This is a genomic window from Mycobacteriales bacterium (genome assembly GCA_040902655.1).
GTDB lineage: Bacteria > Actinomycetota > Actinomycetes > Mycobacteriales > SCTD01 > SCTD01.
On record JBBDWV010000028.1, the window covers coordinates 96823 to 119783 of the forward strand.

The following is a 22961-nucleotide window of genomic DNA, read 5'->3' on the forward strand; positions in this document are numbered from 1 at the left end:
CGTCCCAGGAGTGACCGAGCCGGATCAGGCGGCAGGTCTGCCTCGGGGCGGGCGTACGGACGCACTGGTGACGCCAGGCTCGGCCCTCCACAGCGCCTCAGCCGGGATCTGCCGGAGCGCCACCGGGTGAACGTCCAGATCCGCCACCACGAACACCCGCCAGTTGACCTCCGGGGCCAGCGCCTCGAGCTGCCCCGGCAGGTAGCCGTTGACGGCGGTGCGCTGGTCGCCCGCGGACAGCACGAAGTCGAGGTAGATCTCCTTCTGCATCCCGTCCGGCCGCGGCCAGTCCGGACGGTGACTGCGGACCCCCGTCTCGTTCGCCTGTAGCCAGATGCCGTAGTCGAGCGCTTGTAGCACAACCTTGGGGTCGTGGCCCACCTTCGTCTCGACGACGTGGAGCCGGCCCGCACCGTCGCAGCCGAGGAAGTCGATGAACCCGGGGCGTCCTGGTCCGCGGTAGGCCGGGTACTCCCGCGCCAGGAAGGGCAGCCCGAGCGCCGCTGGCGGCGACATCCCGATGCTCGCCTGCAGCCGGTGCTCGGTCTGGCGCGTGGTGAGTGAGCCGCCCGCGCTCACCGATGCAGCCACGGCCTCCAGGATCTCACTCAACTCGGTGTCGGTCATGGGACCTTTCAGCACCACGTTGACCACCTTGTGTCCCGGCTGCGGACGGCTGTACTGCACACCGGCCTGCACCCGAAGGCCACTGCGCGTCTGGGACAGCCGCAGGACCTGCAGGCCGCGGTGGTGCCAGGACAGATAGTTCGCCCGGCCATGCGCCTCGAGGCCGTCGAGGCCGGGATCCGCCAGCAACCGCTCGACCCACGCCGCCCTCCTGTTGTCGAGGACGAACGGCTCCACCGTGCGTTGCTCGAGTGCCGCAGAGGTCGTGAGGACCTCGGATCTCGACAGGGTGAAGGGCTCGCCGGTGAGGGTCCGGACGGTGACAGGTGTGTCGACCCAGGGCAGGCGGCGAGCGACCTCGCGCGCGTGCTGGTCCGACAGGACGAGCACGAGCTCCCGGTCGTGCTGCCACGCCAGGGCGTAGGCCAGCACCTCGTCGGTAGCGGTCGGGACCTCCGTCGGCGCGGACGACCGCGAGCAGCGTGGTCGCGTCAGCGTCCTCGTACCACCATGCGAAGCTCGTCATCGCGCGCGGCGCGAAGGGACGAGCACCGGCGCCGAAGACCTCGTCGGCCAGCCGCTGGGCCTCGGGCGCGAACGCGTCGTGCACGTTCTTGGCCTGACGCGCCTTCGACAGCGGAGCTCCGGCGGCGGCCTGCATCTCCAGCCCCATCGCAGCCAGCAGGTCCTGCTCGTCGCGGATCACGTCGTTCGGGTCCATGACGCCCAACGTAACGCCGGCTGCTCCCGGTCACTGGTCATCGTCGGCCTCCAGCTCCTCCTCGTACTCGCGCTGCAGGCGCTGGGCCGTCCGGTGCAGCAGGCTGACGGGGAACGGGTAGCTGAGCCGGTAGCCGACGTGGCCGAGCTGGACCTCGACCCCGTCGTCCAGCTGGAGCAGGTCACCGTCGAAGTCGTCGTCGCTGTAGAGGATGTCCTCCAGCTCGAGGAGACTCTCCGCGCCGGTCGCTGCCAGCAGGGACGCCTCGTCCAGGACGACGTCGGGCGCGTGACGCAGTGCGTACTCAGGCGAGGTGATGTCCTCGTCGAGGAACAGCTCGCTGTCCAGCGGGACGAACCGGTCGGGGTGGCGCATCAGCTTGGACCACACCTCGGTCACGCTGTCGCCCAGCCCGCGGTGCGCCGGCTGGAGCGACTGCTGGTAGGCAGTGTTGCCGCCCGGCGACACGTGCACCACCCGGACTCGGTCCGCGCCGTGTGCCCGATCCTTCTCGAGCGCGTGCGCGAGCAGCTGCTGACGGACCAGCTGGTAGAGCGGCTCCTGCAGGATCTGCTCGAAGGGCAGCGCCGGCAGGATCGGGCCGTCGGGGTCGCTCCAGGCCGCGCCGTACCGCTCCCACCGGGTCTGGTCCTTGACCGGCTCGGCGGGGCGGGTCCGGTAGGACTCGGTGTACTTCCACTCGACCAGGACGAGCTCGACGAGACCGTCACGCGTGCGGTGGAGGAAGGCGGCGTCGACGCTCGTGCAGTGGGCGCCGCGGACCCGGGCGCCGGTCGGCGCCTCGTTGAAGTAGTCGGTGGGCCCGATGTACTCGAACGTCAGGAAGCGGCCCGGCTCGATCTCCAGCACGTCCTGCGTCCCCAACACGTCGGCGAAGGCGAGCCGCAGCCGCTCCGGGTCGTGCACCATCTGGCCGAGCGCGTTGACGCACTGCACCTGTGAGGACAGCAGATGGTTGCTCGGGCCGCCGTCGATGCCGGCGTGCCAGGGGATGCCCAGCTCGGCGAACAGCGCCAGCGCCGGCTCACGCACCTCGGGGAGCAGTGAGAGGGCGGCGTGCTCGCGGGGGAGGCAGAAGTCGTACGCCGGGCCGCGGCTCGCGCCGGTCTTGTCCTCGTACGGGGCAGGCTGCTTCGCCTCGGGCGGCAGCGTGGTGGTGGAGCTCTTCCAGGTCGTGGCCTGGAGGCGTTGTTGTTCGGTGTAGGTGGTCATCTTCTTCGACGGTAGAGGCGGGGTCCGACAGTTTCTGTGGACGCGGGCCTGCGACAGGTTCACGATCTGCCGGTGGAGAAGGTCCTGTCGGAGGTCGATGGCAACCTGGTGGCAGCGGCCGCCGAGGACGGCGTCCGACGAGGATTCATCGAGGACAGCATGACCGTGACCGAGCAGCCGGAGCTCTTCCGTACCGCGACGGGCGACCGGCTGCGCATCCGGCCCTGCCCGCACCTCCGCTGCGTCGACAACGTCTTCGTACGTACCTGACTCCGATGGGTATCCGCCACCTTCGTGGTGACCTGTTCGCGCTCGGGCTGCCCGCCCTCGCACACGGCTGCAACTGCGCCGGTTCCATGTCCGGCGGCATCGCACGGGCCTTCCGGGCGATGGACGAGGCGATGCACGCGGAGTATCGCCGGCTGTGCAGCGAGGGAGAGTTCCGCCTCGGCGGCTTCCTGCGCTGGAGGCTCGACGACGGCACCCTCGTCTACAACCTCGCCACCCAGCAGCGGCCCGGGGCCGACGCCCGGCTGGGCGCCATCGCCGACTCGGTGACGGCCATGCTCGCCGACGCCGAGCAGCAGGGCATCCGTGAGGTCGGCGTGCCGCACCTCGGGGCCGGCATCGGCGGCCTCGCCTGGGCGGATGTTCGCCAGGTGCTGGAGGAGGCAGGTCAGGCCAGCCCGGTGCTGCTCACGGTGGTGGCGCGAGGCTGAGTGACCATGTCAGGCGAGGTGCGTCGTCGCTCACAGTGCTGCAGGCGCCGTCCGGACCCCCTCAGCGCGGGCAGCGGCGTGCAGGCGTCTGTCCCACACGGCCAGGAGCGGGCTCGCCTGCTTCAGGGTCAGGGCGCTGGCCAGATGGACGGCGTCGGCGCCGCTCAGCGCAGACGTCACGGTCAGCTCTGCTGCCTGCAGGGCCAGCGAGGACGTCAGCTCCACGAGGCGAAGAGCGGGCCGGTAGCCGGCCCAGGCAGTCAGGGCCCGCGCCAGCGCATCATCATCCAGTCGCTGGTTTCGGCGGGCGGCGTGCAGAGCGGCGGCCACCTCCGGCACCACCAGCCGGCTCGCCACCAGGACGTCGGCGTCGTCCCACAGCCGGGCGATCACATGGCTGCCGTCCTCCTCCACGAGCAGCTTGATCAGCGCGCTGCTGTCGAGGCAGAGCAGCACGGTTCAGTGTCGGAGCTCAGAGATGAGGTCAGCCACGGGTCCTGTCGCCTCCGCGCGGAGGGTGCCGCTCGCGCGGGGCCGCGGAGCCGACGCAGGGCTGATGACGCCCTCGCGCTCCAGCTGCTCGAGGAGCGGTGCGGCATCCACGGCGACCAGCCGCGCCACCGGCCGTCCGCGCTCGGTCAGGACCACGTCCTCGCCCCGCCGGGCCCGGTCGACGTACGCGCTCAGAGCCGCCCGGAACTCCGTGATGGCGACCTCCACAGCGGTAAGCGTACATCCTTTCATCCTCGATGTGTACGGTGGCGGGACCGTCAGCAGGCGGAGGTGTGGCAGCTGCGCGGATCCGCTCCTCCGTCACCTCAGCCGCTCCGTGACGCGGACCAGCGTTCGGCCAGTGAGCCGCTGTGCATCCGGTGGCGCTGAGAGCAGTAGACCGGGCGGGTCTGGTCAGGCTCAGGGCCTGGTGGAGAACGTCACGCTGGTGATCTCGGACAGCGAGATGAGCGCGATCAGCGGGCTGCGACTGAGATGGTGAGGCGGTGACCCCGGCCCGGCGCACACCTGTTGCCGGTGTTCGTCCCTACGCTGACCAGCGGCGGCACGACGGGGCCGGAGAAGGGGGCCGGGGTGGACCACGAGACGATCGAGGCGCTGCGGGACCGGCATCCCGCCTGGCGGCTCCTGCGCGCGCAGCACGCAGCCCTCGTGCTGTCCTTCCTCGGCCGTCACTTCGTGGACGGCAACCAGGGGGCGACGCCCGCGATCAGGCTGGTCGAGGCGCTCGAGGAGCATCTCGACGCGCTCAATGCCGGCACCCACGAGCCGCGTTTCCCGCGGACGCCGGAGGCCTATCTCGAGGCGTGGTCAGGTCCTGAATCCGGCTGGTTGCGTCGCTTCTACCCGGCCAGCTCCGACGAGGTGCACTACGACGCCACGCCTGCCTTCGAGAAGGCCTACGGTTGGATTGCGGGGCTGCGGGTCCGCGCCTTCGTCGGCACCGAGTCGCGACTGAACACCGTCGTGGACCTGCTCCGGCAGATCGTCCACGGCACCGAGAGCGACCCGGAGACCCGCCTGGCGCTGCTGCACGCCCAGCGCGCCGAGATCGACCGGCAGATCGAGGAGACCGAGGCCGGCAACGTCGCCGTCCTGACCGACACCGCGGTCCGGGAGCGTTACCAGCAGTTCGCTGCCACGGCCCGCGAGCTTCTCTCGGACTTCCGCCAGGTCGAGGAGAACTTCCGCGCGCTGGACCGCGGCGCCCGCGAGCGGATCGCGGCGTGGGAGGGCTCCAAGGGCGAGTTGCTCGCCGAGCTGGTCTCCAGCCGCGCCGACATCAGCAGCTCCGACCAGGGCGCGAGCTTCCAGGCCTTCTACGACTTCCTGCTCTCCGAGGCCCGTCAGGACGAGCTCGCCGACCTGCTGGCCAGCGTCCAGCAGCTGACGCCGATCGAGACCGACCGCCGGCTCCGCACGATTCACCACGACTGGTCGGAGGCCGCCGAGCGCACCCAGCAGACCGTCCGGCAGGTCTCCGAGCAGCTGCGCCGTTTCCTCGACGACCAGGTGTGGCTGGAGAACCGCCGGGTGCTGGAGCTGGTCCGCTCGATCGAGTCCGCCGCGCTCGCCTGCCGGGACGCGCCGCCGGATCTGGGGCTGGACGTCGGCGTCCCCGGCATCGGCATCGCGCTCGCCTTCGAGCGGCCGCTGTACGACGCGCGGCCGGCCACCCGGGTCGAGAGCATGGTGGACCCGGGGGAGCAGGAGCTCATCGACGTCTCGACGCTGTTCACCCAGACCTTCGTGGACCAGGCCCGGCTGGCCGACAACATCCGCACGATCCTGCCCGAGCGCACGTCCACGCTGCTGACCGACATCCTCGACTTCTACCCGGTCGAGCACGGCGTCGCCGAGATCCTCGGCTACCTCTCGCTGGCGGAGGAGGACCTGGCCGTCACCCTGGACGAGGCCGAGGAGATCGTCGTGGACTACCGCGACCCGGACGGCGTCGGCCGCCGCGCCCGGCTGCCCAGGGTGACGGTGAGCCGGCGATGAGGACCGCTGAGGAGCACGCCGTCGCGGTAGCGATCATCGAGCTGATGCGCGGTGTCGTCTACCGCGAGCAGCACGAGGACGCGTGGGCGACGCTGGACCGGCACGCCGGCTCCGTGCGTGATCACTTCGGCGCCATCGGCGTCGAGGTCGTCGTGGACGACACCGAGGGCTACGCCTACCTGCGCAGCCGGGAGCAGGACGCCGACGCCGAGCCGCTGCCACGGCTGGTCAAGCGACGCAGCCTGACCTACAACGTCAGCCTGCTGCTGGTGCTGCTCCGCAAGCGCCTCGTGGAGTTCGAGACGACCGGAAGCGAGGGCAAGCTCGTGCTGTCCCGGGACCAGATCGTCGAGATGCTGCGCGTCTTCCTGGCCGACACGACGAACGAGGCCCGGGTGATCGACCGCGTCGACAGCACGCTGAAGCAGGTGGCCGAGCTGGGCTTCCTGCGGCAGCTGCGGGGGCAGCAGGACCACTGGGAGGTGCGCCGCATCCTCAAGGCGTACGTCGACGCGCAGACCCTGTCCGACTACGCCGGCAAGCTCCGGGAGTATGCCGAGACCAGCACCGGAGGCAAGGCCGATGAGTGACGCACTCTTCTCCGCCGTGCAGCTCTCGGGCTCCGGCCGGGCCGGCTACCGGCTGCACCATCTCGAGGTCTTCAACTGGGGCACGTTCGACCGGCGGGTCTGGCGGATGACGCCCGGCGGCGACACCTCGCTGCTCACCGGCGACATCGGCAGCGGCAAGTCGACCCTGGTCGACGCGGTCACCACCCTGCTGCTCCCCGCGCACCGGATCACCTACAACAAGGCCGCCGGCGCGGAGTCCCGGGAGCGCAGCCTGCGCAGCTATGTCGAGGGCCACTACAAGTCCGAGCGGGTCGAGAGCACGGGCACCTCCAAGGCCATCGGGCTGCGCGACCACCGCACCTACTCCGTCATCCTCGGTGTCTTCGTCAACGAGGGGTACGACGAGACCGTCAGCCTGGCCCAGGTGTTCCACCAGCGGGACCGTTCGGGTCAGCCCGACCGGTTCTTCGTGACCTCGGACAAGCCGCTGTCGGTCGACGCCGACTTCACCGACTTCGGCTCCGACCTCCACTCGCTGCGCCGGCGGCTGCGCGCGACCGGCGCGACGATCAGCCCCGGCTTCCCCGACTACTCCCGGCACCTTCGCCGGCTGCTGGGCATCCGGTCGGAGCAGGCGCTGGAGCTGTTCCACCAGACCGTCTCGATGAAGTCCGTGGGCAACCTCAACGACTTCGTCCGCAGCCACATGCTCGAACCGGTGGACGCCTCCGACAAGGTGGCCGGGATCGTCAGCCACTTCGAGGACCTGCGCAAGGCGCACGAAGCGGTCCGCCGCGCCGAGGACCAGCTCGCGGCACTGGAACCGCTGGTGGCCACCGCCGACAGGTATGACGCGGCCCTGCAACGGCGTACCGCGATGGAGCGCGAGCGCGACGCCGTCCGGCTGTACTTCGCCGAGCTTCGGGTCCGCTTGCTGTCGGCCGAGAGCGAGGTCAACGAGGCGGACCGGGAGCGGCTCGGACACGAGGCTGCGGAGGCCGAGGTCTGCCGCGCCGAGCTCACCGGGGACCGGGAGCGCCTGATCGGGGAGCGGGCCGCGGCCGGCGGCGATCGGGTCGGCGAGCTGGAGCGGATCGAGCAGACGGCGCGGGGCGAGGTCGAGGCGCGGCGGGCCAGGCGGGACCGGTTCGCCGGGCTCGTCGTCGACGCCGGGCTCAGCCCGATCGGGGACGCCGCCGCCTTCGCGACCCTGCCCGGCCGCGTCGCCGGCGAGCTGGAGCAGCTGCAGGGCAGCCGCCGCGGCCTCGACGAGCGGCTGACCGAGCTGGCGGGTCGACGCCGGGAGCTGGACCGGCTGGGGAGCCAGACGAGGGCCGAGCTCAGCAGCCTGGCCGGGAGGCGCAACAACCTGCCGCGCAGCCACCTCGACGTCCGGGTACAGCTCTGCCACGACCTCGGCCTCGACCCTGACGCTCTGCCGTTCGCCGGCGAGCTCGTCGACGTGGCCGACGGCTTCGAACGATGGCGGGGAGCTGCGGAGCGGGTGTTGCGGGGCTTCGCCCTGTCGCTGCTGGTGCCGCAGGAGCACTACCCAGCAGTCACGCTGTGGGTCGACGAGCGCCGCCTCACCTACCGCCGGGACGACGGGGACCGGCGGGGGATGCGGCTGGTCTACGAGCGGGTGCCCCGCCGGCACGTCGCGCTGCAGCCACCGAGCAGCAGCGACGGCCTGCTGCTGGCCCAGACCCTCGAGCTGGCCCCCGGCCCGTTCGAGGGCTACCTGCGCGACCAGCTCGCCAGGCGGGCCGACCACCGGTGCACGGAGTCGCTGCAGGAGTTCCAGCAGGCCTCCCGAGCGGTCACTGCGCAGGGCCAGGTCCGCTCCGGCGACCGGCACGAGAAGGACGACCGCTCGCGGATCGACGATCCCCGCACCTGGGTCCTCGGCTGGGCCAACGAGCGCAAGATCGAGGCGCTCACCGCTGAGCTCCGCGAGCAGCAGGTCGAGTTCGCGGCGGTCCAGGAGGAGCTGGAGCAGGTCGCTGCCGAGCGGCAGCGCATCGCCGACCGTACGACCGTCCTGGCGAAGCTCGAGGAGTACCCCACCTGGCGCGACCTGGACTGGCTGGACGCCCAGGCGCGGGCCGATGCCGCACAGCAGGAGCGGGCGCGGCTGGTCGCGGGCTCCTCCCGACTCGAGGAGATCGAGCGCCAGCTGCGGGACAACGAGGAGCGCCGCGAGCAGCTCGACCGGCGCCTGGAGCAGGTACGCGGACGCGTCTCGGTGCTGGGCGAACGGATCGCTCGGGCGAGCAAGGCGCGCGAGCTCGAGAGGGCGTACGTCGACGGTCAGCCGGCCGACGTCCTGGCGCAGGCGCGTGACACCTACGGCGCCCTGACGGCGCGGCTGGACGGTCACCTGCCCGACGACGCCGAGGACTGCCAGCAGGCGGCGTCCGAGCTGACCACGCAGCTGCAGGCGGGGATCGACCGGGTGGCGCGGGAGCTCGACCGCTGTGCGCAGAGCCTGCTCGGGGCGATGAACGACGTGCGTCGCCGCTGGCCGGAGGCGACGACGGAGATGGACGCGAGTGTGGAGGCGCGCGGGGAGTTCCGCGCGTTCCGCGACCGGGTGGCCGAGGACGACCTCCCGGCGTTCGAGCAGGAGTTCAAGCGTCAGCTCAACACCAACACCATCCGCGAGCTCGCGGGCTTCAACAGCTGGCTGCGCCGGCAGGCCGGCGAGATCCACGCCCGGGTGGACCGGATCAACGAGGCGCTCGGCGCGATCGACTACAGCCCCGGGCGCTACATCACGCTGGTCGCCGAGCGCACCGTCAACCAGGAGGTACAGGCATTCCGGACGGAGCTGCGCGCGGCCACCGACGACACGCTCGGGCCCGACGACGACCGGTACTCCGAGCAGCGTTTCCTGGACGTGCAGCGCATCATCGAACGCTTTCGCGGGCGCGAGGGCCACGCCGAGACGGACAAGGCGTGGACGAGGCGGGTCACCGACGTGCGGAACTGGTTCACCTTCTCGGCCGCCGAGCGGGACAGGGAGAGCGGCGAGGAGTGGGAGCACTACCGGGACTCCGACGGCAAGTCCGGCGGCCAGAAGGAGAAGCTCGCCTACACCATCCTGGCCGCCTCGCTCGCCTACCAGTTCGGGCTCGAGTGGGGCGTCGAGCGCGCGAGGGACTTCCGGTTCGTCGTCATCGACGAAGCCTTCGGCCGAGGGTCGGACGCCTCCACCCGCTACGCGCTGGACCTGTTCGGCAAGCTGGGCCTGCAGCTGCTGATCGTCACTCCGCTGCAGAAGGTCCACGTCATCGAGCCCTACGTCCGGGCGATCGGCTTCGTCGACAACCCCACCGGCAGCTACTCGCGGTTGCAGACGCTGACGATCGAGGAGTTCCGGGCCCGCCGGGAGGGTGCGGCGCCGGCCACATGACCCGTGCCTGGACGACGTACGCCGACCTGCAGGCCAAGGTGCGGCGACGCTGGGCCGACGGTTCCCTGCTGGCCGCCCTCGCCGACGGCGGGCCCTTCCCGCCGCTCGACCTGCCCGTGCACGGCCCCCGGACGGGAGAGATCGGCGACGACGTGTCGGCGGTCCGCCGCTGGGTCGGCGAGCTGGAGGCGGGCAGCGGCGACGGCCGGCGTTACGACCTCCACTACGTCGAGATCGGCGGCCGGCACTTCGGCCGCAACCGGCTGCCGGCGCGCGCCCGGCTGGCGACGTACGACCAGGCGTGGCGACTGCTCGGCGTGACCGGGCAGGTCGCGGCCTACCGCCGGGTCCTGGATCTGAGCACCGACCTGCCTGCGGTACGCGCCTGGGTGACGGAGCAGCCGCTGCGGGCGCTGGAGGCCGCGGACGAGTGGGAGCAGATGGTTGCCGCCTACCGCTGGCTGGACGCCTCCCGCGGATCCGGTCGCTACCTGCGTGAGATCACCGCCCCGGGGGTCGACACGAAGTTCGTCGAGCGGCACCGGACGGTGCTGGCGCAACTGCTCGGCACCGACCGGAGCGCCACCGGGTTCCTGACCTGCCTGGGCCTGGCTACCAAACCGGAGTCCCTGCGCCTGCGCTTCGACCCGATCGTGCTGGGGCTGCCGGGTCCGCTCTCGGAGGCCACCTTTCGGGTCGAGGAGCTCGCCGCCGTGTCCGCGGCTGTTCGTACCGCCGTCATCGTCGAGAACGAGATCACCTACCTCACCACACCGGTCCCCGCCGGCGGTGTCGTTCTCTGGGGCAAGGGCTTCGAGGTCAGCCGGGTCGCAGCGCTGCCGTGGTTGCGCGACGTGGCCGTGCACTACTGGGGCGACCTCGACACGCACGGTTTCGCGATCCTGTCTCAGCTGCGCGCCTGGCTGCCCCAGTCGCAGTCCTTCCTCATGGACCGGGAGACACTGCTGGAGCACCGGGACCGCTGGGGCCGTGAGCCCGCGCCGACGGCGGCCAGGCTGGACCGGCTGACCTCTGCCGAGGCCGCCTTGTACGCGGACCTGGTGTCGGACCGGCTGGGCGATGCGGTGCGTCTGGAGCAGGAGCGGATCGACTGGGCGTGGGTGCAGCAGCGGCTACCTCGGCCCTGACGTGTCCCGGGTGCACCTACCCGGACGAGCCCGGACGAGCTGTCCCCTCGACCGTCCGCCGGCTCCATCTCGTGGCGGCTGCCTGCGTTGCGGTGCGGGGTGAGCCGGGTAGGCACCGTCCGATAGTCCCGCTGCCGAAGACCAGGAGTGCCCGATGCCGACGCCCACGGACGACCGACGCGACCTGCTGACCGTCATCGCGAACATGAAGGCCAGAGCCGGCAAGGAGGGCGAGCTGCGCCAGGCGCTGGAGGGGCTCGTCGAGCCGACCAGTCGCGAGAACGGCTACGTGAACTACGACCTGCACCAGGCCGTCGACGACCCCGGCGTCTTCTACCTCTACGAGAACTGGGAGTCCGAGCAGGCGCTGGACGTGCACCTGTCCACGCCGCACCTCGAGCGGTTCAAGAGCGTCATGGACGACCTGCTCGACGAACGCGGGCTGACGATCGCCCGGCTGAAGCGGATCGCGTGATGGCGCTCGACGTCCGGGTCGTCGGTCCCGACGAGCGTGACAGCGGCACGGCGCAGACCCCGGGGCTGCAGCGCTGGTCCGGGGTGTCAGCCGCGCTGACCGGGTCGCAGAAGATGTGGATGGGGTACGCCGTGCTCGAGCCCGGCGGTAAGACGGGGGTGCACCACCACGGCGAGTCCGAGACGGCCATCTACGTGATCAGCGGCGTCACCCGCTGGTGGGTCGGCGACCGGCTGGACGAGGTGCGCGAGGCCCGGGCGGGCGACTTCATCTTCATCCCCCCGGGCATCGTCCACTGGGAGCAGAACGCCAGCGACACCGAACCGGTCGAGATGGTGGTCGCCCGCAGCACCCAGGAGGCGATCGTCGTGCCGGTCGAGGGGCACCCGCATGCCCCGGATCATGCGGGCTGATGCCTCGACGGGTACGCCGCCCGTCCGGCAGAGTGCTCACCGGCGCACTGCCCACCGCGGCGTTCGGCGCGGCGGCAGGCGTCATGACCGAACCGTAGGCGGGCTCGCCCCGCCCTGTTCCTGAGGAGGGTCCTTGATCTTCATCACTGCCAAATTCCTGGTGAAGCCCGAGCACGCCGATCGCTGGCCGGAGATCAGCCGTGCCTTCACGCAGGCCACGCGCAGCGAGCCGGGGTGCCTGTGGTTCGACTGGTCGCGCAGCCTCGACGACCCGAACGAGTACGTGGTGGTCGAGGCCTTCCGAGACGGCGCCGCCGGAGGTGAGCATGTGCAGTCGGAGCACTTCCGGGCCGCGCAGGAGGAGCTGCCGCAGTACCTGGCAGCGACACCGAAGATCGTGCACTTCGAGGTCGACCAGGACGGCTGGTCCGAGCTGGGGGAGCTGAGTGTCCGAAGCTGACAGGCGCATCGAAGCCCGACAGGTACGCCACTGAACAGGGCGCGGGACGACAGTGGGCCCCTCCCGGCGTAGCTGGGAGGGGCCCACTGTGTCAGGGATCGACCAGTGTCAGGGTCTGATCAACGCAGGTCGAACCGGTCCAGGTTCATGACCTTGTCCCAGGCGTCGACGAAGTCGCGGACGAACTTGTCCTTCGCGTCGTCCGCCGCGTAGACATCGCACATGCCGCGCAGGATCGAGTTCGACCCGAAGACGAGGTCCACAGCCGTCGCGGTGCGCTTGACCTGGCCCGAGCTGCGGTCCACCCCCTCGTACACGCCCTCGTCCGCGGTGGAGGTGCGCCACTCCGTGCCGGCGATGTCGAGCAGGTTGACGAAGAAGTCGTTCGACAGCGTGCCCGGTCGGTCGGTGAAGACGCCGTGCTGTGCGCCGCCGTGGTTCGCGCCGAGAACGCGCAGGCCGCCGACGAGGACGGTCATCTCCTTGGCCGTCAGCTCGAGCATGTATGCGCGGTCGACGAGCAACGTCTCCGGCGAGAGCTTCGAGCCGGGGAGCACGTAGTTGCGGAACCCGTCAGCCCTCGGTTCCAGCACGGCGAACGACTCGACGTCGGTCTGCTCCTGCGAGGCATCCGTACGGCCCGGCGCGAACGGCACGGTCACGTCGGACCCGGCGTCCTTCGCGGCCTTCTCCACCGCTGCGCAGCCGCCCAGCACGATCAGGTCGGCGAGCGAGACCTTCTTGCTGAAGGACGACCGGATCTCCTCGAGCCCGGAGATCACTTCGGCGGTCCCGGCGTTGACGGCCCAGCCCTTCTGCGGCGCGAGGCGCAGGCGCGCGCCGTTGGCGCCGCCGCGCTTGTCGGTGCCACGGAAGGAGGCCGCCGCCGCCCAGGCGGTGGAGACGAGCTGGGGGACAGACAGCCCGGAGGCGAGAATCGTGCGCTTGAGCTCGGCGATGTCGGACGCACCGATCAGCTCGTGGTCCACCGGCGGGACAGGGTCCTGCCAGAGCTGGGGCTCTGGCACCCACGGGCCGAGGTAGCGAGCGACAGGTCCCATGTCCCGGTGCAGCAGCTTGTACCAGGCGCGGGCGAAGGCGTCGGCGAGCTGGTCGGGGTTCTCGTGGAACCGCTGCGAGATCTTCTTGTAGACCGGGTCCGCGATGAGCGCGAGGTCGGAGGTCGCCATCATCGGCGCGTGCTTCACGCCCTCCTGGTGCGCATCCGGGACGAGCTCGGCTGCTGCCGGGTCCTTCGGCTTCCACTGCTTGGCGCCGGCCGGGCTCTCGGCGAGCTCCCACTCCCAGCCGAACAGCGTCTCGAAGTAGCTGTTGTCCCACTGGGTCGGCGTCGGGGTCCACGCGCCCTCGAGGCCGCTGGTGATGGTGTCCTTGCCCTTGCCGGTACCGTGCTCGCTCTTCCAGCCGAGACCCAGGTGCTGTACGGGGCAGCCCTCGGGCTCGGGACCCACCAGGCTCGGGTCCCCGGCCCCGTGGGTCTTGCCGAAGGTGTGGCCACCGGCGATGAGCGCGACGGTCTCCTCGTCGTTCATCGCCATCCGGCCGAAGGTCTCGCGGATGTCGCGGGCGGAGGCCAGCGGGTCGGGGTTGCCGTTCGGGCCCTCGGGGTTGACGTAGATGAGGCCCATCTGCACGGCGCCGAGGTTCTCACCGAGCTCGCGATCGCCGCTGTAGCGCTCGTCGCCGAGCCAGCTGTCCTCCGGGCCCCAGAACATCTCCTCGGGCTGCCAGGTGTCCTGGCGCCCGAAGCCGAAGCCGAACGTCGGCAGGCCCATGTCCTCGATCGCGACGTTGCCGGCCAGGACGAGCAGGTCGGCCCACGAGACCGATTGGCCGTACTTCTGCTTGATCGGCCAGAGCAGCCGGCGCGCCTTGTCGAGGTTGGCGTTGTCCGGCCAGCTGTTCAGGGGGGCGAAGCGCTGCGCCCCCTCGCCGGCGCCCCCGCGGCCGTCGCCGATGCGGTAGGTGCCGGCGGCGTGCCAGGAAAGCCGGATGAACAGCGGCCCGTAGTGGCCGTAGTCGGCCGGCCACCAGTCCTGCGAGGTGCGCATGACCTGGACGACGTCCTGCTTCAGTGCCTCGACGTCGACGGACTCGAAGGCCTTCTGGTAATCGAACTCCGGGCCCAGCGGGTCGGAGTCACGCGCCGGCTTGTTCAGCACCTGCAGGTCGATCTGATTCGGCCACCAGTCACGGTTGGTCCGGGGACGGTTCGTCGGCGCGGGCGTCGGGGCGTCGATCGCCGGGTTCTCGCTCTCGCTGACGCTGTCGGTCGGTCGCTCTGTCACGTCGGTCCTCTCCTGTCCTGCCGCTCCTGGCGAGGAGCCGGCCGTCTTCTCTCGGTTGCTGTCAGAGTCCTGCTTGTTCAGTGATCGATCACGCTCCCGACGACGACGACGCCGTCGCCGGCTCGCACCCGGGGCACCGGCCCCAGTAGACGACCTCGGCCTCGTCGATCGTGTAGCCCGCGTCGTCGGAGGCCGTCAGGCAGGGAACGTCGCCCACGGCGCAGTCCACATCGGCGATGGCTCCGCAGAACCGGCAGACGACGTGGTGGTGGTTGTCCCCGACCCGCGCCTCGTAGCGCGCCACCGAACCCGGCGGCTGGATCCGGCGTACCAGACCAGCGTCTGTCAGTGCACGCAGCACGTCGTAGACGGCCTGGTGGGACACCGCACCGACGCGTGCACGCACCACGCCGATGATCGTGTCGGTGTCGGCATGAGGCCGTTCGTGCACCGCGGACAGCACCGCCACCCGCGGCTTCGTCACACGCAGAGCGGCCCGGCGCAGCAAGCGCACGGCGTCCACGTCGTTCGGCATGCGTCGGAGTCTCACCCATCTTCTGGAATCAATCAAGTACAGCGCGGTCAGTGCCCGCCGGCGCGCCCCTCGCGGATGCTGCGCACGACGTCGAGCGGGTTCTCCTCCCGCCAGGCAGCGAGGGCGGCGTACTGGTCGGCGGCGGTGCGCTCGTCGAGGTCGGTACGGGCGTGGTGCCAGGCGAGGGCGTCCTCGGCGTACCAGACATTGGCCTGCGGGCGGGCGACCCGGATCGCGGTCATCGCCTCGACCGGGTCCCAGCCGAGGGCGAGCAGGACGGCGAAGCCCAGTGACGGGCCTCGGTTGATGCCCATGTGGCAGTGCGTCAGCACCACCGCGTCCGGGTCTTCCTGCCAGGCCGCCTCGATCCAGCTGACTGCATGCTCGAACCACTCGGCGGGCACGGCCTGCCCGGCGTCGTCCATCCCGTGGTGGAGGTAGCCGATCTGCGGTGCCCGCTCGGCGAAGGTGTCGAGATCGGACCACTCGAGCCGGACGTCGACGATATGCGTGACGCCGAGCGAGCAGATCTCGGTGAACTGCTGCTCGGCCAGCTCGTCGTCGAACCCGCAGAGGTCGCCGCCGACGGCGAGCTGCGGGGTGACGAAATGCAGGTTGGCGGACTCGGCGACCGGCAGGGTGTGCATCGGGCAGCTCCTTCTGTATGCTGGTGGCAGAGTAGCCATCGTGAGAATAGTTGACACAAAGGGCAGATTCCGCATGGGCCGAGAGCTGGGCCGCTTCCTCGAGCACCGGCGGCGCGAGCTCGGCCTGTCCCGGCGCGAGCTCGCGGACCGCTCCGGTCTGTCCTACCCCTACATCTCGCAGCTCGAGACCGGGATGCGTGAACCGGCACTGAAGGCGATGCGCGCCTTGGCGCCGGTGTTGGACGTCCGACCTGAGGAGCTCGCCGCGCTGGTCGCCGGCGGGGACTGGTCCACGACAGGAACCAGCACGTACACCTCGACGCCGTTGGTCGCGCTGAGCAGCCTGTCGGGGGGCTCCTCGTCCTACAACCGGGACAAGGTGCTGCTGTCGCTGGAGCGCCGGCTGCGCGACGTGCCGCCGCTGGAGCGGATCGCGCTGCTCAACGAGCTGATCGCGGCAGCGGTGGAGGAACTGGCGAGGAACAGCTGATCCGAAAGGTGCATGAGCACCGCCGACCAGCGTCGCCTCGCCCGGCGCCGAAGTCAGCTCGTCGGGGTCCCCGCCGGCATGCCACGGGAGCGGCGTGAGCGGATCCGCGCCGCTGCCGCCGTCGCGAGCAGCACGACGGCCAGGGCCGCCCCGGTCTGCGACAGTCCGGTCGCCGGCAGGGCGGCGGTAGCCGGCCGGACGGGCGCGGCCGTCGGTCGCGGCGCCACCGCACCCCGGCGCTCGACGTCCACGACCGCGAGCTGGTTGTAGGTCCCACGATTGAGAAACGGGTGCGGGTCGACCTCGAGCAGCCCCAGCGACTGGTAGCGGGTCAGCACCGCCGGCCCGCGCCAGGTCTCCGGCACTCCGTCGTACTCCTCGCCGAGTCCGGCCACTGCTGTCGCGAACGCCGACCGGATCACTTCGTCAGGCGACGCGCCGTTGAGCCAGTCGTACTCCGCCTCCAGCGGCGCCTGGTCGCCGAGCAGGATCTTCAGCAGGATCGTGGAGTAGAGGTGGTAGTGCGCCGGAGCGAAGGTCGGTCCGAGCCGGGTCGCTCCGTCGTAGTAGGGATCGCCGAGGTCGTCGGCGAGCACCGTGCGCTGCAGCTGCTGGATCCACGCGTCGAAGATGGTGGTGGCCGCGTCCTCGTAGCGCCAGCTGCCGTCCTCCTGCTGCGTCGCCGTCCGCTGGCCGTCCCACGCGGAGAGCAGGCTCAGCGCGATGCCTCCGGGGGTGCCGATGGCCGGCTGCGCACTTCCGGATGCGTGGGCACTCTCCAACAGCGGCAGAAAGTCGTGCCAGCGCCCGTCCTCGACGGCGGCCTCGCGGTTCACCCGCCACAGGTCGTCAGGGGTGACGCGGCCGCGCTCGACCAGCGCCTCCATCCGGCGCGACAACATCTCCACGCGCTGCAGGTCGCCCCAGTAGTTCTGGTCGCCGTTGTGCCAGCCGCGGCCGACCTGGTTGTTCCAGTTCGCGGTGAAGCCCTGCGCCGGGTCGATCGCGTGCGGGATCCGGTCGAGCGGCACGACGCCCTGCCAGTCGTAGCGCCCGTCGCCGAGCGTCGGCAGCCGCCCGTCCGTGCCGTTCGCGCGGATCGGCGGACGCGCGACGTGCCAGAAGCCGGCGTGACCGCGGTCGTCGACGTAGTTGACGTTCAGGCTGATCGTGAAGTCCTTCTGTGCCGCGCGGAACTGATCGATCGTCGACGCCGTGTTGAAGGCCAGGAACGGCTTGCCGTTCGCGATCTCCTGCATCCAGTGGCCGCGCATCTTGACCACCGCGTGCGGCTTGCCGTCGACGTTCACGACACCGGTGACGGGGCCGTAGTCCGGCACGCGCTGGACCTGCACGTCGGTGGAGCCGGCCGGCAGCCCGTCGCAGGTCGCCTCGCGCGGTGCGGCGCCGGTCAGGCCCACGGCGTAGGTGCGGCAGGTCACCGGCGAGGTGTAGGTCTGCAGCTCCCGGCTCTGCCCGCCACGCAGGTAGTGCGTCTCGGAGCGCTCCGGGTCCAGCGGTACGAGGAAGGTGTCGACCTGGTCGGTGTAGCCGTAGGTGATCGACCAGGCGTGCGTCGGGGACTTGCCGATCAGCACGATGCCGGCCGTCCCCGCGAAGCCGATGCCGCGCGCGTCCTGGCTGGGGGAGTGGACCTCGAACTCCCAGAAGATGCCGGGTGCGAGGTACTGCAGCTGCGGGCCGCCGAGCAGCATCGGTCGGCCGTCCGCGCTCCGGTCCGGCGTGACGGTGACGGCGTTGGACGCCTGTCGGCGGGCGAGGCCCACCTGCTCCAGCGCCGTCAGCACCGCCGCGTCGCGGGCGGCGACGGCCGCGGCCGCCCCGTCGGCGTCCGGCCGGACCACGCCCGGGGCGTCCAGCCCCTCGAAGCCGCCTCCCGGATAGGGGAAACGACCGGACGAGGCAGGGGCGGTCGTGTAGGCGCCGGGATCACGGTGGAAGCGGATGTCGCCGAAGGCCCGCCGTCCCTCGGCCGAACCGAGCCGCGTCTCGAGGTCGGCGAGCAGGGTCGCGTTGTCGAGCTCCTTGCCGAAGCCCTCCACGGAATCACGGGCCTGCAGGACGAAGATCGCCAGTGAGTGGCGCAGCTCGAAGTGCTCGGGCACGATCTGCAGCGCGGCGTACTCCGCCGGCAGCTTGGTCGGGTCGAGCAGCGCTTCGTCGATGTAGGCGTTGATGCCGTCGAGATAGGCCTGCAGCAGCCCCTGCTCGCGCTCGTCGTAGTAGCGGTCCATCATCGCGAGCAGCTCGTCGTCGGTGTAGAACTCCTGCCGCCACGCGCGGTCGTAGTCGTACCACTCCTGCCCGCCGAGGAACTGCGCCATTTCGCCCCGCGCCACGTGCCGGAAGATGTCGGCCTGGAACAGCCGGTCCTGCGCCATCGCATAGCCGACGCCGAACTGTGCCGCCTCGTCGCTCTCGCCCACGATGCGGGGCACTCCCCACCCGTCCCGCCGGACGCTGACGTCGCCGCGCCCACCCGGGGAGTAGGGCGCGCCCAGCGCATCCTTGCCCGCGCCGCCGCTGCCGCCGTCGGTCGGCGCGAAGGACCAGTCCTTGCGCCCCCAGTCGACGTAGAGGTCGCGCTGGTCGTCGGCATTCTCCGGGCGGTAGGCGCCGGACAGGGCGGTGGCGAGCTCGGTGGCGGGCACGTGTCCGGTGTTGCCGGGAGGCACGACGTTGCCGCCGCGTACGTGGTCGACGTACGGCGCCGGCGCGCCCTGGGCGCCGGCCGGGCCGGCGGTGGCGGCCAGGAGCGCGAGGACGGGCAGGCAGGCGAGCAGGCGACGGCGCACGGATCCTCCGCGGGCAGGGCTGTGGGTGGCTACCTCTTCGTCGCGTGCGGTGTGTTCCCTGCCTCGGCTCGCGTCGGCACCCGCCGCTGTCACCCGACACGCGGTCCGGCGGGACAGCTACCCGCTCACCAGCCGTGTCCGTCGTCGAGGGCCAGCAGCGGGCGCAACTCGCCGCCGCGCGCCCGGACGTCGGCAGGATCCACCGAGTACTGCACCGCCACCGTGTCGTAGGACAGCTGGGTGCCGGCGCAGGCGGCCAGCAGGCGGGCGAGGGCGGCCGCGACCGCGGACTCCCCACCGGTGACGTGGACGCGGTCGCTGATCCGCCACCAGGCCGCCAGGCAGCGCAGCAGAAGGTACGGCCCTCGTCCCGGCAGCTCGACCTTCCACAGGGCGGCGGCCACCGGGTCCAGGGCGATCCTCGAGGCCGGCAGCGGACGCGAACGCGGTTCGCGCCACCAGCTCCGCACCAGATGCCCGCTGAGCCTGGCGCCCCCCGGCAGCTGCCCCGACACGACCTCGGCCACCCGGACCGCACCCGGCCGACCGGAGGCGCCTTCCCACCTCACGGAGTACGGGTAGTGCCGTTGCGGCGACCGCAGCCAGCCGTCGGTGACCTGCAGCGCGGCGTCGGGGTCGGCGCGGGTCGCGGCGTCGAGCTCGGTCAGCCGTGCCGTCGCGGGGACGCCGACGGCGAGCGCCGGTCCGAACGACCCCCAGACCCGCAGCGCAGCCTCGGCAGGGGAACCGGGCACGACCACGCGCGCGAGCTTGCGGTCCTCGGCGACGACGCTCTCCCAGAACTTCAGCGCCAGCCGGTTCCCGTCGTCGGCACAGCGCTTCGCGTCGAAGACGGGCACCGGCTCCGGGCGCGGCCCGCCGGCACGCGCGGGGCGGGTGGGGGACGGGCGGGGACGTGGCGCGGTCGCGCGAGGCGACGGGCCGGGGGAGGGAGGAGACGGCTGGGCCGGCACCGCGCTGGCAGTCGCGGTGCCCGGGACCGCTGGAGCACCGACCGGGACCGCCGCCGGCTGCCCCGTGCACCGCAGGCAGCCCAGCCGGTGCTTGCCGGCCACCAGCGGTGTCGGTTCCGCGCAGTGCGGGCAGCGGAACGGCGCCACCATCTGCAGCGGCAACAGCCAGCGGAAGACGAACGGGTACTCCCGCGAGCCGCGCCGGATCGTCACCGGCAGGCGCGCCGTGGGGACGAGCACCTCGTGCACGCGGTACCACCGGATCGACTGTGTGCCGCGGAACTTCTCCTCCACCTCGGCCAGCCGGCGCTCCCGCTCGGCCCGGGTCGCGTCGGCCCGGGCGTCCAGCAGCGCCTGCTTGTCCGCCGGCGCGGCGACCCGCCGGCGGGCCAGCGCGTCCAGCGCCGCGCGGTAGTAGTCCGCCACCCGCGCGACCTCGCTGTCGCGGGTGCCGCGGGACTGTCGCGAGAGCGCACCCAGCCGCTCGTCGGCGCGCTGCTCGAGCTCGACCTGCGCGGCGGCAGCGGCCTGTGCCCGGTCGGCCGGCAGCACCAGGTGGGTCAGCCCGGACGTCGTCGGCGCCGCGGCCAACGCCGCCGAGACGGTCGGCGGCAGCGGCAGCCCGGTCTCGGCGTCGACCCACACCTCCTGCCGCTCCTGGAAGCGGTCGTCGAGAGTGAGGGAGTAGGTGACCAGCGCGCCGACCCGCAGGACCGGCGCGTAGCCGGCGACCGGGAGCTCCCCGGAGACGTCGATCCGGCCGTGGTCGACCTGCACCTGCGAGCGCAGCCGCTCGACCAGCACCTCTGCCGACGGCGGCACCCCGGCCGGCCAGGCCAGCGGGAGCCGGCCGACATCGCCGCGCGCCAGCACCCGCTCGGTCGCCCGGTCGAGCACCGGGTGCCCCTGCGCGAGCAGCAGCGCGCCGTCCTCGCGGGCCACCTCGGGGTCGGCGGTGACCGTCACCTCCTCGGGCAGCTCGAACGCCTCCCGCAGCGGCGCCGGTAGCAGCACCACAGCCGCGTCGTCGCCCTGCTCGTGCAGCGCCCCCTCGGCCTCGGCGGCGCGCAGCCAGAAGCCCAGCGCCGGGTCGGCCGTCACGCCTGCTCTCCCACCAGGCTGTCCAGCCGCTCCCGGCCGGCGAGGTAACCCGCGCGGGCCCGCGCCAGGTCGTCACCGAGCGCGGACACCCGCCGGTCGAAGTCCGCGTCGTCGGCGGCCTCGACGTAGGAGGAGAAGATCGCGCTCTCGAAGTCGAAGTCGTCGGTCACCCGGCCGAGGATCATGTCGAGCTCCCCGACGACCAACTCGAACAGGTTGATCTTGCTCTCCAGCACGGTGAGGATGTGCTCCTCGATCGTGCCGCGGCCGACCAGGTTGGTGAGCACCACGTCGGACTCCTGCCCGATGCGGTGCAGCCGGCCCAGCCGCTGCTCGATCCGCATCGGGTTCCACGGCAGGTCGACGTTGACCATCACGTGGCAGAACTGCAGGTTGCGGCCCTCGCCGGCCGCCTCGGTGGTCAGCAGCACGGGGACCTCGTCCCGGAACGCCGTCACTGCCCGTTCCTTCTCCTGTCTGGACAGCGCCCCGTGGTAGACCGCCGCCGGGACGCCCGCCTCGGCGAGCGCGTCCTCGAGCAGGGCCAGCGTCTGCCGGTAGGCGGTGAACACCACGACCTTCTCGCCCCGGTCCAGGTGCCGCCGGAGCAGGCCGAGCAGTACCCGCGACTTCTGCGTGCTCGTGACGTCCGACGCGCACCGGGCCAGGTCGTCCCAGCCCAGCCGGGCCAGCGTCGGCGCGACCGCGGCGGGGCTCGAGCCGGCGAGCTGCGCGACGGTACGCAGGGCCAGCCGGCGGCTGGGCGGCGCCTCGCGGGCCTCGACGCGCACGCGGGTGACGATGTCGTCGTACAGCGTCTGCTCCTGCTCGTCGGCCGGAACGCGCACCGTCTCGGCCAGCCGCTGCGGCAGCGAGACGGCGACCTCGCTGCGGCGGTGGCGCACCATGACCTCGCGGGTGCGGGCCTGCAGGCCGGCGATGTCGCGCGGCAGGCCCTCCCCGCCGCCGTGCCGGGCGCGGAACTCCGCCGGTGTGCCGAGCAGGCCCGGGGCCACCAGGCTGATCAGCTCGAACAGCTCGTCCAGCCGGTTCTCCACCGGCGTCGCGGTGAGCAGCAGCAGGTAGCGGGCGCGCAGCGCGCGGGCCAGCCGGCCGGAGGCGCTGCGCGGGCTCTTCACCCGGTGCGCCTCGTCGACGACCACGAGGTCCCACGGCTGATCGGTCAGCGCCGCCCGCAGCGGGTCGCGCCGGGCGGCGGCCAGCGACGCGACGACCACCGGGCGGTCCGGCGAGGAGGGCCAGCTGCCGCCGGCGGCCACCGTCGTGGGCAGCCCGAACTTGCGGTCCAGCTCCTCGCACCACTGCTCGACCAGCCCGGCGGGCACGACGACCAGCGACCTGTCGGCCAGGCCGCGCAGCCGCAGCTCGCTCAGCACCAGCCCGGCCTCGATCGTCTTGCCGAGGCCCACCTCGTCGGCCAGGATCGCCCGCCCCCTCATCCGGCGCAGCGCGCTCTGGGCGGCCTGCAGCTGGTGCGGGAACGGCGTGAAGCGCAGGTGGGGGACCGAGGCGAGGGTGTCGAAGCCGGGGCGGCTCCACAGCGTCGCCGCGTCGTCGACCAGCGCCGAGACCGCCTCGTCCACCGATCCGGCCGCCGACAGCCGGGCGAGCAAGGTGGAGTACGGAGCGTCGGTCAGCTCGCTCTGCAGCGCGACGGTCACAGCAGGGTCCTTCCGCGGGAGGTCGTCGTACGGGCGCCCGGGGGAAGGACAGGCGGGACCGACTGTAGGTCGGGGCACCGACAGGACGGCGGCGACACACCGGGCTGTGG

Annotated in this window: 20 protein-coding genes; 10 read left to right on the forward strand and 10 right to left on the reverse strand. The window is 71.8% G+C overall.

Translation table 11 applies throughout. From position 1 onward, the window contains the following. Positions 1-24: 24 nt before the first annotated feature. Together WD794_09015 and WD794_09020 are read right to left on the reverse strand one after the other, a co-directional pair. Complete coding sequence (locus WD794_09015; GenBank protein ID MEX2290449.1) at positions 25-1059, reverse strand: hypothetical protein; 1035 nt, start codon at positions 1057-1059, stop codon at positions 25-27. 319 nt (positions 1060-1378) lie between these two features. Next, on the reverse strand, positions 1379-2581 hold the full coding sequence (locus WD794_09020; GenBank protein MEX2290450.1) for a hypothetical protein: 1203 nt from the start codon (positions 2579-2581) through the stop codon (positions 1379-1381). Positions 2582-2653: 72 nt separating this feature from the next. On the opposite strand from WD794_09020, the gene WD794_09025 reads away from it, so the two are divergent. Next, entirely contained in the window at positions 2654-2851 is a 198-nt protein-coding gene (locus WD794_09025; GenBank protein ID MEX2290451.1) for a hypothetical protein, read from the forward strand. Positions 2852-2856: 5 nt separating this feature from the next. Next, positions 2857-3300 carry a macro domain-containing protein gene (locus tag WD794_09030; GenBank protein MEX2290452.1) on the forward strand — a complete coding sequence of 148 codons (444 nt, stop codon included), beginning with the start codon at positions 2857-2859 and terminating at the stop codon, positions 3298-3300. Positions 3301-3330: 30 nt separating this feature from the next. On the opposite strand, the gene WD794_09035 is transcribed toward WD794_09030, so the two are convergent. Both WD794_09035 and WD794_09040 read right to left on the reverse strand, forming a co-directional pair. Beyond that, on the reverse strand, positions 3331-3756 hold the full coding sequence (locus WD794_09035; protein ID MEX2290453.1) for a type II toxin-antitoxin system VapC family toxin: 426 nt from the start codon (positions 3754-3756) through the stop codon (positions 3331-3333). Between the two features lie 3 nt (positions 3757-3759). Then, positions 3760-4020, reverse strand: a complete 261-nt coding sequence (locus tag WD794_09040; GenBank protein MEX2290454.1) for a type II toxin-antitoxin system prevent-host-death family antitoxin — start codon at positions 4018-4020, stop codon at positions 3760-3762. A 366-nt stretch (positions 4021-4386) separates the two neighbouring features. Between WD794_09040 and WD794_09045 the strand changes: the two genes are divergently transcribed. The 7 genes from WD794_09045 (at position 4387) to WD794_09075 (ending at position 12297) form a co-directional block, all read left to right on the forward strand. Continuing rightward, positions 4387-5814: a DUF3375 domain-containing protein gene (locus WD794_09045; GenBank protein ID MEX2290455.1), complete on the forward strand. Its 1428-nt coding sequence runs from the start codon at positions 4387-4389 to the stop codon at positions 5812-5814. Continuing rightward, complete coding sequence (locus WD794_09050) at positions 5811-6404, forward strand: DUF4194 domain-containing protein (GenBank protein MEX2290456.1); 594 nt, start codon at positions 5811-5813, stop codon at positions 6402-6404. The genes WD794_09045 and WD794_09050 overlap by 4 nt, the downstream gene beginning before the upstream one ends. Next, a complete protein-coding gene (locus WD794_09055; GenBank protein MEX2290457.1) occupies positions 6397-9801 on the forward strand; it encodes an SbcC/MukB-like Walker B domain-containing protein in 3405 nt (1134 codons plus the stop codon). Before WD794_09050 ends, WD794_09055 begins: the two co-directional genes overlap by 8 nt. Beyond that, positions 9798-10949 carry a Wadjet anti-phage system protein JetD domain-containing protein gene (locus WD794_09060; GenBank protein MEX2290458.1) on the forward strand — a complete coding sequence of 384 codons (1152 nt, stop codon included), beginning with the start codon at positions 9798-9800 and terminating at the stop codon, positions 10947-10949. Before WD794_09055 ends, WD794_09060 begins: the two co-directional genes overlap by 4 nt. Before the next feature lie 154 nt (positions 10950-11103). After that, the gene (locus tag WD794_09065) at positions 11104-11424 is read left to right on the forward strand and encodes a putative quinol monooxygenase (GenBank protein ID MEX2290459.1); all 321 of its coding nucleotides are present in this window, start codon (positions 11104-11106) and stop codon (positions 11422-11424) included. Continuing rightward, positions 11424-11837 carry a cupin domain-containing protein gene (locus tag WD794_09070; GenBank protein ID MEX2290460.1) on the forward strand — a complete coding sequence of 138 codons (414 nt, stop codon included), beginning with the start codon at positions 11424-11426 and terminating at the stop codon, positions 11835-11837. Before WD794_09065 ends, WD794_09070 begins: the two co-directional genes overlap by 1 nt. Positions 11838-11970: 133 nt before the next feature. Then, positions 11971-12297 carry a putative quinol monooxygenase gene (locus WD794_09075; GenBank protein MEX2290461.1) on the forward strand — a complete coding sequence of 109 codons (327 nt, stop codon included), beginning with the start codon at positions 11971-11973 and terminating at the stop codon, positions 12295-12297. A gap of 119 nt (positions 12298-12416) precedes the next feature. Here the strand turns inward: WD794_09075 and katG are convergent, their stop codons facing one another. The 3 genes from katG to WD794_09090 form a co-directional block, all read right to left on the reverse strand. Then, positions 12417-14606, reverse strand: a complete 2190-nt coding sequence (katG, locus tag WD794_09080) for a catalase/peroxidase HPI (GenBank protein MEX2290462.1) — start codon at positions 14604-14606, stop codon at positions 12417-12419. A gap of 88 nt (positions 14607-14694) precedes the next feature. Next, a complete protein-coding gene (locus WD794_09085) occupies positions 14695-15141 on the reverse strand; it encodes a Fur family transcriptional regulator (protein ID MEX2290463.1) in 447 nt (148 codons plus the stop codon). Positions 15142-15188: 47 nt separating this feature from the next. Continuing rightward, on the reverse strand, positions 15189-15788 hold the full coding sequence (locus tag WD794_09090) for a dual specificity protein phosphatase (GenBank protein MEX2290464.1): 600 nt from the start codon (positions 15786-15788) through the stop codon (positions 15189-15191). Positions 15789-15861: 73 nt separating this feature from the next. Between WD794_09090 and WD794_09095 the strand changes: the two genes are divergently transcribed. Beyond that, entirely contained in the window at positions 15862-16278 is a 417-nt protein-coding gene (locus WD794_09095) for a helix-turn-helix transcriptional regulator (GenBank protein MEX2290465.1), read from the forward strand. Positions 16279-16331: 53 nt separating this feature from the next. On the opposite strand, the gene WD794_09100 is transcribed toward WD794_09095, so the two are convergent. The 3 genes from WD794_09100 to WD794_09110 form a co-directional block, all read right to left on the reverse strand. Beyond that, a complete protein-coding gene (locus WD794_09100; GenBank protein MEX2290466.1) occupies positions 16332-19094 on the reverse strand; it encodes a penicillin acylase family protein in 2763 nt (920 codons plus the stop codon). Positions 19095-19219: 125 nt separating this feature from the next. Continuing rightward, positions 19220-21169: a hypothetical protein gene (locus WD794_09105; GenBank protein ID MEX2290467.1), complete on the reverse strand. Its 1950-nt coding sequence runs from the start codon at positions 21167-21169 to the stop codon at positions 19220-19222. Continuing rightward, a complete protein-coding gene (locus WD794_09110; protein MEX2290468.1) occupies positions 21166-22851 on the reverse strand; it encodes an SNF2-related protein in 1686 nt (561 codons plus the stop codon). The genes WD794_09105 and WD794_09110 overlap by 4 nt, the downstream gene beginning before the upstream one ends. Positions 22852-22961: the final 110 nt, after the last annotated feature.